Annotated in this window: 8 protein-coding genes, 5 tRNA genes and 3 rRNA genes; 6 read left to right on the top strand and 10 right to left on the bottom strand. The window is 47.8% G+C overall.

Translation table 11 applies throughout. The features are described from left to right. The first annotated feature begins 143 nt into the window (after nucleotides 1–143). The 4 genes from J4N45_RS00185 (at nucleotide 144) to ubiK (ending at nucleotide 5,373) form a co-directional block, all read left to right on the top strand. Nucleotides 144–725, top strand: a complete 582-nt coding sequence (locus J4N45_RS00185) for a TetR/AcrR family transcriptional regulator (protein ID WP_042477781.1) — start codon at nucleotides 144–146, stop codon at nucleotides 723–725. An 18-nt stretch (nucleotides 726–743) separates the two neighbouring features. After that, nucleotides 744–1,850 carry an efflux RND transporter periplasmic adaptor subunit gene (locus J4N45_RS00180; protein ID WP_128648336.1) on the top strand — a complete coding sequence of 369 codons (1,107 nt, stop codon included), beginning with the start codon at nucleotides 744–746 and terminating at the stop codon, nucleotides 1,848–1,850. Nucleotides 1,851–1,861: 11 nt separating this feature from the next. After that, nucleotides 1,862–4,978, top strand: coding sequence for a multidrug efflux RND transporter permease subunit (locus tag J4N45_RS00175; RefSeq protein ID WP_252012999.1), 3,117 nt, complete (start codon nucleotides 1,862–1,864; stop codon nucleotides 4,976–4,978). Nucleotides 4,979–5,121: 143 nt separating this feature from the next. Then, on the top strand, nucleotides 5,122–5,373 hold the full coding sequence (gene ubiK / locus J4N45_RS00170) for a ubiquinone biosynthesis accessory factor UbiK (RefSeq protein WP_042477776.1): 252 nt from the start codon (nucleotides 5,122–5,124) through the stop codon (nucleotides 5,371–5,373). A gap of 122 nt (nucleotides 5,374–5,495) precedes the next feature. On the opposite strand, the gene ilvC is transcribed toward ubiK, so the two are convergent. Next, a complete protein-coding gene (gene ilvC / locus J4N45_RS00165) occupies nucleotides 5,496–6,980 on the bottom strand; it encodes a ketol-acid reductoisomerase (RefSeq protein WP_252012998.1) in 1,485 nt (494 codons plus the stop codon). A gap of 145 nt (nucleotides 6,981–7,125) precedes the next feature. On the opposite strand from ilvC, the gene ilvY reads away from it, so the two are divergent. After that, the gene (gene ilvY, locus J4N45_RS00160) at nucleotides 7,126–8,016 is read left to right on the top strand and encodes an HTH-type transcriptional activator IlvY (protein WP_252012997.1); all 891 of its coding nucleotides are present in this window, start codon (nucleotides 7,126–7,128) and stop codon (nucleotides 8,014–8,016) included. A 97-nt stretch (nucleotides 8,017–8,113) separates the two neighbouring features. Then, nucleotides 8,114–9,646 (top strand): phospholipase D family protein, encoded by a 1,533-nt coding sequence (locus tag J4N45_RS00155; protein WP_252012996.1) that lies wholly within the window; start codon nucleotides 8,114–8,116, stop codon nucleotides 9,644–9,646. A gap of 179 nt (nucleotides 9,647–9,825) precedes the next feature. Here J4N45_RS00155 and J4N45_RS00150 read toward each other — a convergent pair. The 9 genes from J4N45_RS00150 to hemG all read right to left on the bottom strand — a co-directional run bounded on the left by J4N45_RS00150 (nucleotide 9,826) and on the right by hemG (nucleotide 16,480). Beyond that, nucleotides 9,826–9,902, bottom strand: a tRNA-Trp gene (locus J4N45_RS00150). A 90-nt stretch (nucleotides 9,903–9,992) separates the two neighbouring features. After that, a tRNA-Asp gene (locus J4N45_RS00145) sits at nucleotides 9,993–10,069 on the bottom strand. Between the two features lie 56 nt (nucleotides 10,070–10,125). Next, nucleotides 10,126–10,241 (bottom strand): 5S ribosomal RNA (gene rrf / locus J4N45_RS00140). A 90-nt stretch (nucleotides 10,242–10,331) separates the two neighbouring features. Next, a 23S ribosomal RNA gene (locus tag J4N45_RS00135) occupies nucleotides 10,332–13,219 on the bottom strand. A 317-nt stretch (nucleotides 13,220–13,536) separates the two neighbouring features. After that, nucleotides 13,537–13,612: transfer RNA gene (locus J4N45_RS00130), tRNA-Val, on the bottom strand. 30 nt (nucleotides 13,613–13,642) lie between these two features. Next, nucleotides 13,643–13,718: transfer RNA gene (locus J4N45_RS00125), tRNA-Lys, on the bottom strand. Between the two features lie 2 nt (nucleotides 13,719–13,720). Then, a tRNA-Glu gene (locus J4N45_RS00120) sits at nucleotides 13,721–13,796 on the bottom strand. Nucleotides 13,797–13,917: 121 nt separating this feature from the next. Beyond that, nucleotides 13,918–15,469: ribosomal RNA gene (locus J4N45_RS00115) — 16S ribosomal RNA — on the bottom strand. Together the 16S, 23S and 5S rRNA genes with 5 tRNA genes alongside form the textbook arrangement of a ribosomal RNA operon. A gap of 483 nt (nucleotides 15,470–15,952) precedes the next feature. Further along, a complete protein-coding gene (gene hemG / locus J4N45_RS00110) occupies nucleotides 15,953–16,480 on the bottom strand; it encodes a menaquinone-dependent protoporphyrinogen IX dehydrogenase (RefSeq protein ID WP_252012995.1) in 528 nt (175 codons plus the stop codon). Between the last annotated feature and the right edge of the window lie 30 nt (nucleotides 16,481–16,510).

Here is a 16,510-nt window from a genome sequence, read left to right as displayed (position 1 = left end):
TAATAGACTGCTACCGATGACAATGCCACGCTCTGTAGGAGTTTTTAACTTTTATAGAATTCTGATTAAAAATAAGTTGCACAAATAGACGTCAATTGTTTTATAATGAATGAACGTTCATTCAGTTATTGGTTGGATGGCTCATGACAACTGTAAATACCAGCGACAAACGCCTACAAATACTTGAAGCGGCTCAAAAAATGGTAGCCGAAGTAGGCATTCAAGGTGTATCTATGCAGAAGCTAGCCAATGAGGCTGGCGTTGCTGCAGGCACCATCTATCGCTACTTTGACGACAAAGACCATTTGTTGGAAGAGTTGCGACAGTATGTGGTCGCGCGTATGGCGAAAGCCGTACAAGCGGGCGTGGATGCAGACAAGCCACTGAAGGAACAGTATAGGACCATGTGGCTAAATATTTGGCGAATGGCGGCATCGAATATCAATTCGTTAAAGACACGCGCCCAATATGATTCAATTCCTTCGAAAAATTGTTATAGCACTCGGGAACAAGAACGAAAAATGTTTGCCCAAGTCGATAACCTATTCAACGAAGGAAAGAAACAAGGGGTTTTCAAAAACCTCGATAATGAAATTCTTTCTGGACTAAGCTTAGAAGCGAGTGTTTCGCTTGCGCGTAAGCATGCTCTGGGTCTCTATCAACTGGATGACGATGCGCTGGAATCAGCTATCGAAGCCAGTTGGGATGCAATTATAAAACACTAATGTGGAGTTCTCGTTAGAATGAAAAAGTGGACATTTTTCATGCTACTTATCGCAATACTGCTATTCGGCAGTGTGATAGGTTTCAACCTGTTCAAGCAACAGAAGATTGCTGAGTATTTAGCAAATCGCCCTGAGCCTGAATTTCCAGTCACCGTGACCACGGTTCAACCTGTTGATTGGGTACCGGTTATCGAAGCCATCGGTTTTGTTGAGCCTAACCAAGGTGTCACACTGACTTCAGAAACCAGCGGCGTGATCAGCAATATCTCATTTGCTTCAGGCTCAATGGTTGAGAAAGACCAGCTTCTAGTATCTCTGGATTCAGACGTAGAAAAAGCGAACCTTAAGAGTTCACAAGCACGTCTGCCTGCAGCGAAAGCGAAATATGAACGCTACCAAGGTCTTTACAAGAAAGGCTCTATCTCGCGCGAAGCATACGATGATGCAGAAGCAAGCTACTTCTCTCTATCGGCTGACATCGAGAGCCTAAAAGCACAGATCGACCGTCGTGAAATCAAAGCACCATTCTCTGGTGTCGTTGGTATCCGTAACGTGTTCCTTGGTCAGTATCTGCAACCAAGTGACGATATCGTGCGCCTTGAAGACACTAGTCTAATGAAGCTGCGTTTTACTGTTCCTCAGACCGATTTCTCTCGCATTTCTATTGGACAAGATGTCGATATCTTCGTTGATGCGTATCCAAATCAGCCATTTAAAGGCTCTATCTCGGCTATTGAGCCTGCGGTAAGCATTCAAAGCGGCCTGATCCAAGTGCAAGCGGATATTCCAAATAACGATGGCAAGCTACGTAGCGGCATGTTCGCTCGCGCTAACATCATTCTGCCTAAGCTAGAGAACCAAGTGACGCTACCGCAAACGGCGATCACGTTTACGCTATATGGCGACAACGTGTATGTCGTGACTGATGTTGATGGTGAGAAACGCGTTAAGCAGCAAGTCGTTAAAGTTGGCGAGCGTACTGGCGATATCGCCCACATCCTAGAAGGTGTGAACCCAGATGACGTTATCGTTACCTCTGGTCAGGTACGTCTAAGTAACGACGTGAAAGTCAAAGTGGTGGAAAGCGATGCGACTGTCCCACCAGCTGAGACACCGATGCTGTAATTGGAGGCAAAATGCGTTTTACTGATATTTTCATAAAACGTCCTGTTCTTGCGGTATCGATCAGCTTCTTGATTGCCTTGCTTGGTTTGCAAGCGGTATTCAAGATGCAGGTACGTGAATACCCAGAAATGACGAATACGGTTGTCACGGTGACAACCAGTTACTACGGTGCAAGTGCCGACTTGATTCAGGGCTTTATTACCCAGCCTCTGGAGCAAGCCGTTGCGCAGGCCGACAACATTGATTACATGACGTCACAGTCTGTGCTTGGTCAATCGACCATCACGGTAAACATGAAGCTTAACACCGACCCGAACGCGGCGCTGTCAGACATTCTGGCAAAGACCAACTCGGTTCGCTCTCAGCTTCCTAAAGAAGCCGAAGACCCAACGGTAACTATGTCGACTGGTTCGACGACCGCGGTACTTTATATCGGTTTTACCAGTGATGAGTTGGCTTCGAGTCAGATCACCGACTACCTAGAGCGCGTAATCAACCCGCAGCTATTTACCGTTAATGGCGTATCTAAAGTAGATATGTACGGTGGTATGAAATACGCCCTGCGCGTATGGCTAGACCCACTGAAAATGGCCGCGCTAAAGATGACGGCATCGGACGTGATGAACGTTCTGAATGCCAATAACTATCAGTCAGCAACGGGTCAAGCAACGGGTGAGTTCGTTCTGTATAACGGCAGTGCCGATACTCAGGTATCGAACACCGAAGAACTGAAGAACCTAGTTGTAAGCTCAAGCGACGGTCAAGTGATTCGCTTAGGTGATATCGCGAAAGTGACGCTTGAGAAGAGTCACGATGTATACCGTGCAAGTGCTAACGGCCAAGAAGCCGTAGTAGCAGCGATCAACGCCGCACCGAGTGCTAACCCGATCAACATTGCAGCCGATGTGCTTGAACTTCTTCCTCAGCTTGAGAAGAACCTACCAAGTAACATCAAAATGAACGTGATGTATGACTCGACAGTTGCGATCAATGAATCGATTCAAGAGGTTATCAAAACCATCCTTGAAGCGGCATTAATCGTACTTGTGGTTATCACTCTGTTCTTGGGTTCATTCCGTGCAGTACTGATCCCTATCGTCACTATTCCGCTATCCCTGATTGGTGTAGCGATGGTGATGCAGGCGATTGGCTTCTCATGGAACCTGATGACACTACTGGCGATGGTACTAGCCATCGGTCTGGTAGTCGATGATGCGATCGTTGTACTTGAGAACGTCGACCGTCACATCAAGCTGGGTGAGTCACCGTTTCGTGCGGCCATCATTGGTACTCGCGAGATTGCGGTACCGGTTATCGCGATGACACTCACGCTGGGTGCGGTATACGCGCCGATCGCCTTGATGGGCGGTATCACGGGCTCGCTGTTTAAAGAGTTCGCTCTGACGCTGGCAGGTTCTGTATTTGTATCCGGTATCATCGCATTGACGTTATCGCCAATGATGTGTTCGAAGCTACTTAAAGCGAACGAGACACCAAACCGTTTCGAGCAGAAAGTACATGATGTACTTGATCGCATGACCGCTCGCTACGAGAAAATGCTCACAGCAGTAATGCAGCACCGTCCGGTTATTATCGGCTTTGCAGTTATCGTGTTCGCGTCACTTCCGATGCTGTTCAAGTTCATTCCAAGTGAACTGGCACCGTCAGAAGATAAAGGCGTAGTGATGTTGATGGGTACGGGTCCGTCGAATGCGAACCTAGACTATCTGCAAAACACCATGAACGATGTGAACAAAATTCTGAGCGACCAGCCTGAAGTGGCGTTTGCACAGGTGTTTACCGGTGTGCCTAACTCAAACCAAGCGTTTGGTATTGCGTCAATGGTGCCGTGGAGTCAACGAGAAGCAAGCCAAGCTGAAGTAGCAAACCGCGTAGGTGCTCTCGTCGCTGAAGTACCGGGTATGGCTGTGACTGCGTTCCAGATGCCAGAACTTCCTGGTGCAGGTTCAGGTCTGCCTATTCAGTTTGTTATCACGACACCAAACAGCTTTGAGAGTTTGTTTACTATCGCGACTGACATCTGGGGTGAAGTGCAGCAAAACCCACAGTTTGTGTATTCGACGCTGGATTTGAACTACGACTCAGCAACGATGAAGATCAATATCGACAAGGATATGGCTGGCGCATACGGCGTGACCATGCAAGATATCGGTATTACTCTTGGTACTATGATGGCTGATGGCTACGTGAACCGTATCGACCTAAATGGTCGTTCTTATGAGGTGATTCCTCAGGTTGAGCGTAAGTATCGTCTGAACCCAGAGTCGATGAACATGTACTTCGTGCGTTCTGACGACGGTCAAGCTATCCCACTAGGTAGCCTTATAAGTATCGATGTGGTTGCGGAGCCCCGCTCACTGCCTCACTTCAACCAGCTGAACTCAGCAACGGTGGGTGCAGTACCTTCACCTGGCGTGGCAATGGGTGATGCGATTGCATGGTTTGAATCGATTGCAGAAAGCAAACTGCCAAGCGGCTACAACCATGACTACATGGGTGAAGCACGTCAGTACGTAACCGAAGGTAGCGCACTGTACGCAACATTTGGTCTAGCCCTGGCGATCATCTTCTTGGTACTGGCTATTCAGTTCGAGTCGATCAAAGACCCATTCGTTATCATGGTCTCGGTACCACTAGCGATTTGTGGTGCCCTGATTGCTCTTGCTTGGGGCGCAGCGACCATGAACATCTACTCGCAGGTTGGTTTGATTACCCTAGTTGGTCTAATCACCAAGCACGGTATTCTAATCTGTGAGGTAGCCAAAGAAGAGCAGCTTCTGCATAAGAAGAGCAAGATGGAAGCGGTCATGGAAGCGGCGAAAGTACGTCTTCGCCCAATCCTAATGACCACGGCGGCGATGATCGCAGGTCTTATCCCACTGATGTACGCATCAGGTGCGGGTGCGGCTCAGCGCTTTAGTATCGGTATTGTAATCGTTGCTGGTCTTGCGATTGGTACACTGTTTACGCTATTTGTACTGCCAGTGATCTACACCTACTTGGCAGAGCGTCATAAGCCACTACCTGTGTTTGTTGAAGACAAAGACTTGGAGAAAATTGCTCGAGTTGACGAAGCTTCAGCTGCATGCAAAGAGAATCGCGTATAAACCGTTAATGTGATTCTACGTTGTTAGTTAAAAACAGCGTTAGTTAGAAAAAGGCCACATTGTGGCCTTTTTTATTACGCTAAATAACGACATTGCCCGGTGGATTACATAGAATAGTGGGATTACTTAAGGAGTTACCAGACATGTTTGACCCAAAGAAACTTGAACAGATTGCTAAGCAGATTCACGACTCTATGCCACAACCCGTGAAAGAGCTTGGTGCGGATGTTGATCAGAAAGTACGTCAAGTGATTCAAGGCCAATTGAATAAGCTCGATGTGGTTAGCCGTGAAGAGTTTGACGTGCAGACTCAAGTACTACTACGTACTCGCCAAAAGCTAACGGAAATGGAACAAAAGCTTGCCGAGCTAGAGCAAAAGCTAGCTGACAAGTAACCATTTGTTCGCTGCATTCCGAGCATTAGGCTCGAATGGCACAGACAAAAGAAAGGGGCTACCGATTGGTAGCCCCTTTTTTACTATGTTGTGTTTACTTTTTTATCTAATTCTTGGTCGGCTTAGCCGCCTACAGCGATGCGCTTCATGTCTGTCATGTAGCCACGTAGCTCTTCACCGATGTACTCAACTGGGTGGTTACGGATAACGTCGTTTACTTCGATTAGTTTGCCGTTATCTACTTGGTTAGATGTCTCACCTAGACCTTTACCGATTACGTCAGTACCCACTGATGGCATGAACTTCTCGCGAAGAAGTGGTGTTGCTACGTTCGCGAATAGGTAGTTACCGTATTCTGCTGTGTCAGAGATTACTACGTTCATTTCGTATAGACGCTTACGTGCAATCGTGTTTGCAATCAGTGGTAGCTCGTGTAGCGACTCGTAGTACGCAGACTCATCGATGATGCCTGATGCTGTCATTGCTTCGAATGCTAGCTCAACGCCCGCACGAACCATAGCGACCATTAGGATGCCGTTGTCGAAGTACTCTTGCTCAGAGATTTCTACATCTGATGCTGGGTAGTTTTCGAATGCTGTTTCAGCAGTCTCTGCACGCCAACCTAGAAGGTTCACGTCGTCATTTGCCCAGTCAGCCATCATAGTGCTAGAGAATTCGCCTTGGATGATGTCATCCATGTGCTTGTTGTAAAGCGGACGCATTAGGTCTTTTAGCTCTTCAGATAGGTCAAACGCTTTCACTTTCGCAGGGTTAGATAGACGATCCATCATGTGCGTGATGCCACCGAATTTTAGTGCTTCAGTGATGGTTTCCCAACCGAACTGAAGTAGCTTACCTGCGTAGCTTGGGTCGATGCTGTCAGCAATCATCTTCTCGTAACATACGATTGAACCTGCTTGTAGCATGCCACATAGGATAGTTTGCTCACCCATTAGGTCAGATTTAACTTCAGCAACGAATGAAGACTCTAGAACACCTGCACGGTGACCGCCGGTTGCTGCTGCCCATGCTTTCGCGATTTCAAGACCATCACCTTGAGGATCGTTTTCTGGGTGAACTGCGATAAGAGTCGGAACACCAAAGCCACGCTTGTATTCTTCACGAACCTCAGTACCTGGACACTTAGGCGCAACCATAACAACCGTTAGGTCTTTACGGATTTGCATACCTTCTTCAACGATGTTGAAGCCGTGAGAGTAGCCTAGAGATGCGCCTTCTTTCATTAGCGGCATTACCGTCTCAACCACGTTAGTGTGCTGCTTGTCTGGAGTTAGGTTAACAACTAGGTCAGCTTGAGGGATTAGGTCTTCGTAGCTACCCACAACGAAGCCGTTGTCTTTCGCGTTTTTGAACGATTGACGCTGCTCATCAATCGCTGCCTGACGAAGTGCGTACGACACGTCTAGGCCAGAATCGCGCATGTTCAAACCTTGGTTTAGGCCTTGAGCACCACAACCAACAATGACTACTTTCTTACCTTTTAGGTAATCCGCTTCTGAAGCAAATTCAGAACGATCCATAAAACGACAACGACCTAGTTGGTCCAATTGCTCACGCAAGTTAAGAGTATTGAAATAGTTAGCCATAGTGGGGCTCTCCTGTTGAATTCTGTCCGTAGTGTCGATGCTTATCATCGAATGACTTCATACTAAAACAGAGACTAAATTGCTTAAAGTGATATATTCACAATTTGTCATTGCAATTAATGCAACTACCGATATCTTTAGTGTTATGAATATTAAAAGTCTCCAAGCTTTCATCCATCTTTGTGAGAGTAAAAGCTTCAGTAAAACCGCGACAGCGATGCACGTCAGTGCCTCGGCGCTAAGTCGTCAGATTCAAAAACTTGAGCAGGATACTCATCAAAGCCTATTCCTGCGTGACAACCGATCTGTAGAGCTCACTCCAGCAGGTAAAAAGCTGCTACCGATTGCCATCAATATCGTCAGCGAATGGCAGCAGTTTCAATCTGAAAGCCAACATGGTGAGAACGAGCTCAGAGGCAAACTCCGGTTGTTTTGTTCAGTCACCGCCAGCTATAGCCATTTACCTGAACTACTTGCGGAGTTCAGGCTGCTCTATCCGTACATCGAATTCGAACTATCGACAGGCGATCCAGCCCAGGCGATAGACAAGGTCATGAACGATGAAACGGATATCGCTATCTCTGCACTGCCTGAATTGCTCCCCGCGCGTCTGGAGTTTGAGACGATTAGTGAGATCCCCTTATCTGTTATTGCACCAGCCGGGGTAAGCAGCTTTGGCTCTGAGCTAGTCGATGGTATGCCTGACTGGAGTAAAATCCCATTCATCGTGCCAGAAGCTGGCACCGCTCGCGAACGTGCAAATTACTGGTTCAAGAAAATGCGTATAAAGCCCAATATCTATGCACAAGTATCCGGTCATGAGGCGATTGTTAGCATGGTGGCATTAGGATGTGGTGTAGGTATTGCGCCAGAAGTCGTTATCGTCAACAGCCCAGTCAGAGACAAGATACAGCGCTTGAAGCTAGAGCCTATAAAGCCATTCAAACTCGGTGTGGTGTGCAAGCGCTCTAACTTGGATAACCAGCTACTCTCTGCATTTTGGAAAGTGGCGGAAAACGTTTATATCCAACCATAACTTGGCTCACTGACGGTTGTGACAGAGAGATGATACTTTATTACTCTGGTTATCGATATCATATTGCCGACTCTCTGCCCAAAAGGCTTTTACCCTTATGTTCGCATTCAAAAAAACGCTCCTTGCCTCTGCTTCAATTGCTTTGTTTGGCTGCTCGACTGCTCCCGATAGCGTACCAGTCTCGAATAAAGACTATTGCGCCGAACTCGTCGATAAAGAGCGCTTGCCTTTGTCTCACTATACTCTACCTTTTGAGACTGAGATGGAAAGCGGCACAGGCGTCTATGTTTTAGAGCAAGGGGCTGAAGCAATGATGTCCCGTGCTTGGTTAACAGAGCGCGCTGAAGCCTCTATCGATGTACAGTACTTTATCTTCTCAGTCGACAACGTAGGGTTGATTGCGACTGACTATCTCGTAAGAGCGGCTGAGCGAGGCATAAAGGTGAGAGTTCTTGTCGATGACATCATGCTCAATGCCAAGGGAGATGAACTTCTCATGCTAGCAGCGCATGAGAACTTTGACATCAAGATATATAACCCCAACGCCAACATCGGTAAGAATATAGTTCAAAAGATGACAACTGTTATTACCGACTTTCACGGCATCAACCAACGCATGCACAATAAAGTGTTTTTAGTCGACAACCAGGTAGCTATCACTGGAGGAAGAAATATTGCCGACGAATACTTCGGGTTTGATCATGAGTACAACTTTAGAGATCGCGATGTATTCCTAGCTGGCAAAGCAGTTAACGCGATCGATACCTCCTTCGAGCAATATTGGAATAGCGAGCTCAGTGTCCCAGTCGAAGATCTCTTCAAATCCAACCCATATAGCGGCAATCCTGATTTTTCACGATTGCATTCCTATGCGTGTAACCCTGAGCACTTTCATCCTGAAATCAGAGCAGAGATAGATAAGGTACCCGAGACCTTTCAGGCACTATCTGAAGAAGGAAAGTTCCTATTCGTTGACAACGTAGAGTATGTAGCGGATGAGCCGGGAAAAAACGATCAACAGACGTTCTTGGGTGGAAGTAGTATCACTCGAGATAAGTTGATCGAGCTGGCAGAGAGAGCTAAAGCTTCCATTCTGATCCAGACACCCTATCTGGTCACAACCAAAAAAGATCGAGTCTTTTTACGTAGTCTTGTAGAAAAAGGCATATCCATAAAGATCCTGACGAATAGCTTAGCCTCTAACGACAATCTAGCTGCCTTTAGCGGCTACCAAAGAAATAGGAAACAGCTGCTGGCCACTGGGGTTGAGGTTTATGAGTTTAAGCCCGATGCTAAAGTCAGGCAGCGTGTAATGACGGAGCACATGTATAAGAAGCTATCAACGACGCCTATTTTTGGTCTTCATGCGAAAACAATGACGATTGATGACAGCATTACCGTTGTTGGTACCTACAATCTTGACCCACGCAGCGCTCATTTGAACACAGAGAGCTTTGCCATCATCCATTCTCCAGAGATCAATGAGCATGTCTCAGCCGCTATGAAGGTGGAAATGGAGCCTGACAATGCATGGCGGATAACTACAGATTTCAATCCAGACAATGAAGTTAGCGTCACTAAAAGGGTGGGAGTGAAACTGCACCGAGTCGTGCCTAAGAATATCCTCTAACTACAGCACCGTTGTTTAGCGACAAACTGCAGATACGAAAAAGGCCCTGACCTAAGTCAGAGCCTTTGAATATGGCAGGGGTGGAGAGATTTGACCGGGCTGGCGACCCAACTCCCAACACATCGCTTTGGAAAAGCGAAAACAAAAAAGGCTCCGACCTAAGTCAGAGCCTTTGGATATGGCAGGGGTGGAGAGATTCGAACTCCCAACACGCGGATTTGGAATCCGCTGCTCTGCCAATTGGAGCTACACCCCTAAAGTGTTATCTAATCTATGCTATTTAATTTCTTAAATCAACACGTTAGATTCAAAAAAGCCTCGTCGTTAGACGAGGCTTCTTAATAAGTGGCGGAGTGGACGGGACTCGAACCCGCGACCCCCGGCGTGACAGGCCGGTATTCTAACCAACTGAACTACCACTCCGCAGTGGTCCATTTAAAGTCTTATCTAAATCGTGCTTTAAACAGATAATGTTCAAAGCCTGGCGATGTCCTACTCTCACATGGGGAAGCCCCACACTACCATCGGCGCTATTGCGTTTCACTTCTGAGTTCGGCATGGAGTCAGGTGGGTCCACAACGCTATGGTCGCCAAGCAAATTCTTAATTCGGAAAACTGATTTTAAAAGTCTAAATACACATTCAAAGTTCTTGCTTTGAGTCCATCAAAACCCTTTGGGTGTTGTATGGTTAAGCCTCACGGGCAATTAGTACAGGTTAGCTCAACGCCTCACAACGCTTACACACCCTGCCTATCAACGTTCTAGTCTCGAACAACCCTTTAGGACACTTAAAGTGCCAGGGAAGACTCATCTCAGGGCTCGCTTCCCGCTTAGATGCTTTCAGCGGTTATCGATTCCGAACTTAGCTACCGGGCAATGCGTCTGGCGACACAACCCGAACACCAGAGGTTCGTCCACTCCGGTCCTCTCGTACTAGGAGCAGCCCCCTTCAATCTTCCAACGCCCACGGCAGATAGGGACCGAACTGTCTCACGACGTTCTAAACCCAGCTCGCGTACCACTTTAAATGGCGAACAGCCATACCCTTGGGACCGACTTCAGCCCCAGGATGTGATGAGCCGACATCGAGGTGCCAAACACCGCCGTCGATATGAACTCTTGGGCGGTATCAGCCTGTTATCCCCGGAGTACCTTTTATCCGTTGAGCGATGGCCCTTCCATTCAGAACCACCGGATCACTATGACCTGCTTTCGCACCTGCTCGAATTGTCATTCTCGCAGTCAAGCGGGCTTATGCCATTGCACTAACCTCACGATGTCCAACCGTGATTAGCCCACCTTCGTGCTCCTCCGTTACTCTTTGGGAGGAGACCGCCCCAGTCAAACTACCCACCAGGCACTGTCCGCAGCCCCGATAAGGGGCCGACGTTAGAACATCAACACTACAAGGGTGGTATTTCAAGGACGGCTCCACTAATACTGGCGTACTAGTTTCAAAGCCTCCCACCTATCCTACACATGTAGGGTCAATGTTCAGTGCCAAGCTGTAGTAAAGGTTCACGGGGTCTTTCCGTCTAGCCGCGGGTACACTGCATCTTCACAGCGATTTCAATTTCACTGAGTCTCGGGTGGAGACAGCGTGGCCATCATTACGCCATTCGTGCAGGTCGGAACTTACCCGACAAGGAATTTCGCTACCTTAGGACCGTTATAGTTACGGCCGCCGTTTACCGGGGCTTCGATCAAGAGCTTCGACCGAAGTCTAACCCCATCAATTAACCTTCCGGCACCGGGCAGGCGTCACACCGTATACGTCATCTTACGATTTTGCACAGTGCTGTGTTTTTAATAAACAGTTGCAGCCACCTGGTATCTGCGACTCCCCATAGCTCCATCCGCAAGGGACTTCACCGCGAGGAGCGTACCTTCTCCCGAAGTTACGGTACCATTTTGCCTAGTTCCTTCACCCGAGTTCTCTCAAGCGCCTTGGTATTCTCTACCCGACCACCTGTGTCGGTTTGGGGTACGATTCCTTACAATCTGAAGCTTAGAGGCTTTTCCTGGAAGCATGGCATCAATGACTTCACTACCGTAGTAGCTCGACGTCGTGTCTCAGCCTTAAAAAGAGCCGGATTTACCTAACTCTCAAGCCTACGCACTTGAACCTGGACAACCGTCGCCAGGCCCACCTAGCCTTCTCCGTCCCCCCATCGCAATTGTAAGAAGTACGGGAATATTAACCCGTTTCCCATCGACTACGCCTTTCGGCCTCGCCTTAGGGGTCGACTCACCCTGCCCCGATTAACGTTGGACAGGAACCCTTGGTCTTCCGGCGAGGAGGTTTTTCACCCCCTTTATCGTTACTCATGTCAGCATTCGCACTTCTGATACCTCCAGCAGACCTTACAGTCCACCTTCAACGGCTTACAGAACGCTCCCCTACCCAATATACAAAGTATATTGCCGCAGCTTCGGTTTATAGCTTAGCCCCGTTACATCTTCCGCGCAGGCCGACTCGACTAGTGAGCTATTACGCTTTCTTTAAATGATGGCTGCTTCTAAGCCAACATCCTAGCTGTCTAAGCCTTCCCACATCGTTTCCCACTTAGCTATAATTTGGGACCTTAGCTGGCGGTCTGGGTTGTTTCCCTCTCCACGACGGACGTTAGCACCCGCCGTGTGTCTCCCGGATAGTACTTACTGGTATTCGGAGTTTGCAAAGGGTTGGTAAGTCGGGATGACCCCCTAGCCTTAACAGTGCTCTACCCCCAGTAGTATTCGTCCGAGGCTCTACCTAAATAGATTTCGGGGAGAACCAGCTATCTCCAGGTTTGATTGGCCTTTCACCCCTAGCCACAAGTCATCCGCTAATTTTTCAACATTAGTCGGTTCGGTCCTCCAGTTGATGTTACTCAACCTTCAACCTGCCCATGGCTAGATCACCTGGTTTCGGGTCTATATCCAGAGACTGAACGCCCAGTTAAGACTCGGTTTCCCTACGGCTCCCCTAAACGGTTAACCTTGCCACTGAATATAAGTCGCTGACCCATTATACAAAAGGTACGCAGTCACACCACGAAGGTGCTCCTACTGCTTGTACGTACACGGTTTCAGGTTCTATTTCACTCCCCTCACAGGGGTTCTTTTCGCCTTTCCCTCACGGTACTGGTTCACTATCGGTCAGTCAGTAGTATTTAGCCTTGGAGGATGGTCCCCCCATATTCAGACAGGATATCACGTGTCCCGCCCTACTCGATTTCACTGATGATGAGATGTCGGTTACGGGGCTATCACCCTGTATCGCGGCACTTTCCAGAGCCTTCACCTGTCTCATTAAAAGCTTAAGGGCTAATCCAATTTCGCTCGCCGCTACTTTCGGAATCTCGGTTGATTTCTCTTCCTCGGGGTACTTAGATGTTTCAGTTCCCCCGGTTCGCCTCGCTGAGCTATGTATTCACTCAGCGATACCTGCTTATGCAGGTGGGTTTCCCCATTCAGGAATCCCAGACTCAAAGGTTATTACTACCTAATCTGGGCTTATCGCAAGTTATTACGCCTTTCATCGCCTCTGACTGCCAAGGCATCCACCGTGTACGCTTAGTCACTTAACCATACAACCCCAAAGGGTCTTTGTTACGTAACCAAAGTTGTCTGCATTTTTATACATGTGCAGACTCGATTTTGCCGGACTCAAATTCCAAGAACACTTGAATGTGTGTTGGTACCTAATCAAAAGATTAGGATTTGAGAACTTTTAATTGAATAAGAATAATTAATTCTTATTCGTCAGCTTTCCAAATTGTTAAAGAGCAATGCAAACTTAATGCATTTTCTAAAGATTCTCAGTGCCTTGCGGCGTCAAAAATTCCAACCACGTACGCTTTACTGAAGTGGTTTGGAAAATCTTAATCCAAAAATTCTTAGAGAATGGTGGGCGATACCGGGCTCGAACCAGTGACCCCCTCCTTGTAAGGGAGGTGCTCTCCCAACTGAGCTAATCGCCCACATAAGTTTTAATTCTTCGTGGAGAAGAATGGTGGGTCGTGCAGGATTCGAACCTGCGACCAATTGATTAAAAGTCAACTGCTCTACCAACTGAGCTAACGACCCAATGGTATCCCGTAGGGGAGTCGAACCCCTGTTACCGCCGTGAAAGGGCGGTGTCCTAGGCCTCTAGACGAACGGGACACTGCTTGTTTATTTCCGCTTTAAAAAGCGAAAGCAAACCTGTAAGTGTTGGGCACTTACATTTCTCTTTACATCATAAACCATCAATCTGTGTGAACACTCATCGCAATAATCTTTCGTATAAGGAGGTGATCCAGCCCCAGGTTCCCCTAGGGCTACCTTGTTACGACTTCACCCCAGTCATGAACCACAAAGTGGTGAGCGTCCTCCCGAAGGTTAAACTACCCACTTCTTTTGCAGCCCACTCCCATGGTGTGACGGGCGGTGTGTACAAGGCCCGGGAACGTATTCACCGTGGCATTCTGATCCACGATTACTAGCGATTCCGACTTCATGGAGTCGAGTTGCAGACTCCAATCCGGACTACGACGCACTTTTTGGGATTCGCTCACTTTCGCAAGTTGGCAGCCCTCTGTATGCGCCATTGTAGCACGTGTGTAGCCCTACTCGTAAGGGCCATGATGACTTGACGTCGTCCCCACCTTCCTCCGGTTTATCACCGGCAGTCTCCCTGGAGTTCCCACCCGAAGTGCTGGCAAACAAGGATAAGGGTTGCGCTCGTTGCGGGACTTAACCCAACATTTCACAACACGAGCTGACGACAGCCATGCAGCACCTGTCTCAGAGTTCCCGAAGGCACCAAAGCATCTCTGCTAAGTTCTCTGGATGTCAAGAGTAGGTAAGGTTCTTCGCGTTGCATCGAATTAAACCACATGCTCCACCGCTTGTGCGGGCCCCCGTCAATTCATTTGAGTTTTAATCTTGCGACCGTACTCCCCAGGCGGTCTACTTAACGCGTTAGCTCCGAAAGCCACGGCTCAAGGCCACAACCTCCAAGTAGACATCGTTTACGGCGTGGACTACCAGGGTATCTAATCCTGTTTGCTCCCCACGCTTTCGCATCTGAGTGTCAGTATCTGTCCAGGGGGCCGCCTTCGCCACCGGTATTCCTTCAGATCTCTACGCATTTCACCGCTACACCTGAAATTCTACCCCCCTCTACAGTACTCTAGTCAGCCAGTTTCAAATGCAGTTCCGAGGTTGAGCCCCGGGCTTTCACATCTGACTTAACTAACCACCTGCATGCGCTTTACGCCCAGTAATTCCGATTAACGCTCGCACCCTCCGTATTACCGCGGCTGCTGGCACGGAGTTAGCCGGTGCTTCTTCTGTCGCTAACGTCAAATAATGCAGCTATTAACTACACTACCTTCCTCACGACTGAAAGTGCTTTACAACCCGAAGGCCTTCTTCACACACGCGGCATGGCTGCATCAGGCTTGCGCCCATTGTGCAATATTCCCCACTGCTGCCTCCCGTAGGAGTCTGGACCGTGTCTCAGTTCCAGTGTGGCTGATCATCCTCTCAGACCAGCTAGGGATCGTCGCCTTGGTGAGCCATTACCTCACCAACTAGCTAATCCCACCTGGGCATATCCTGACGCGAGAGGCCCGAAGGTCCCCCTCTTTGAGCCGAAGCTATTATGCGGTATTAGCCATCGTTTCCAATGGTTATCCCCCACATCAGGGCAATTTCCCAGGCATTACTCACCCGTCCGCCGCTCGACGCCGTTAACGTTCCCCGAAGGTTCAGTTAACTCGTTTCCGCTCGACTTGCATGTGTTAGGCCTGCCGCCAGCGTTCAATCTGAGCCATGATCAAACTCTTCAATTTAAGATTTTGTTCGGCTCAATGAATACTGACTTTAAACTACTTAAGTAATCTAAAGCTATTATCGTTCCAACAGAACGATAATGAATTGACTGTGCCAAGTCTTTCGACTTGATTGGTCACTCAGTTCATTGAAAACCTAATTTGATACCGAGGTATCTAATTTGATTATCATCAACGAGTGCCCACACAGATTGATAGGTTTATATTGTTAAAGAGCTTGTTTCAAAGCTTCCCTTGAAACGGACGGCCATTTTAGCGAGATAAGTTTTCGTGTCAACCACTTTTTTCAACTTATTTTGCTAAGCTTCTTAGAAGCTTGTGACCTTCTGACTCGTTGGGGATTTCGTTGTCCTTTCCCGTGTCAGCGAGGGGGCATTATAGAGATCGGATTAAAGTTGGCAACCCTTTTTTTTAAGTTTTTCGGTTTTTTTTATCGTTCGCTTAAAAACGAGTCAAAACGGCGTAAAAACCAACATTTCCTCTCTATAGCTGCGCAAATTTCTCGGCAAACAGCCCCACTTTCTCCCAATTGGTATACTCAACTTCCTTAGTGGTATCCGTTTCGCCGCCAGTCATGGTCATAATTAGCTTAATCATAAAGCGATCAAACGAATTATAACGAGGGTAATAGAGGGCTCCGGCAAAAACACCGATCAGAGTCGGCTGCCAAGGTGACTTTTTAAGAAACGTCTTTATATAGGCGCTACCTTCCGGCGTATCTTTACCTTGGTCTTCTTTTCTCGCTGTCAGGTTTACGCAGAAGAACGCCGCCTTCATCTCACCCAGTTGTTGTTGGTTAGCTTCAATAAACTGATACAGCTTCTTATTAAGATGGCCATATCGAATAGAGGCACCAATCAGTACTTTGTCATAGTCACTCAGATTTACATCTGGGTTTTCATGAAGGTTAATAGTGGCAGCATCATTATGACCAAGCTGCTCAGCGATACGTCCAATGATTTTCTTTGTTTGTCCTTCGCGAGAAGAATAGAGATAGAGAACTTTTTCCACGATGATTTCCTTCGCTGCCATCTATTAGTA

It is taken from the genome of Vibrio sp. SCSIO 43140, assembly GCF_023716585.1.
In the GTDB taxonomy this organism is placed as follows: domain Bacteria; phylum Pseudomonadota; class Gammaproteobacteria; order Enterobacterales; family Vibrionaceae; genus Vibrio; species Vibrio maritimus_B.
This window is presented reverse-complemented; position numbering and strand designations above follow the sequence as displayed.

Bases quoted from the DNA above. Each gene is read 5' to 3' on its own strand.
- J4N45_RS00185 (WP_042477781.1), top strand. From the start codon at position 144: ATGACAACTGTAAATACCAGCGACAAACGCCTACAAATACTTGAAGCG.
- J4N45_RS00180 (WP_128648336.1), top strand. From the start codon at position 744: ATGAAAAAGTGGACATTTTTCATGCTACTTATCGCAATACTGCTATTC.
- J4N45_RS00175 (WP_252012999.1), top strand. From the start codon at position 1,862: ATGCGTTTTACTGATATTTTCATAAAACGTCCTGTTCTTGCGGTATCG.
- ubiK (WP_042477776.1), top strand. From the start codon at position 5,122: ATGTTTGACCCAAAGAAACTTGAACAGATTGCTAAGCAGATTCACGAC.
- ilvC (WP_252012998.1), bottom strand. From the start codon at position 6,980: ATGGCTAACTATTTCAATACTCTTAACTTGCGTGAGCAATTGGACCAA.
- ilvY (WP_252012997.1), top strand. From the start codon at position 7,126: ATGAATATTAAAAGTCTCCAAGCTTTCATCCATCTTTGTGAGAGTAAA.
- J4N45_RS00155 (WP_252012996.1), top strand. From the start codon at position 8,114: ATGTTCGCATTCAAAAAAACGCTCCTTGCCTCTGCTTCAATTGCTTTG.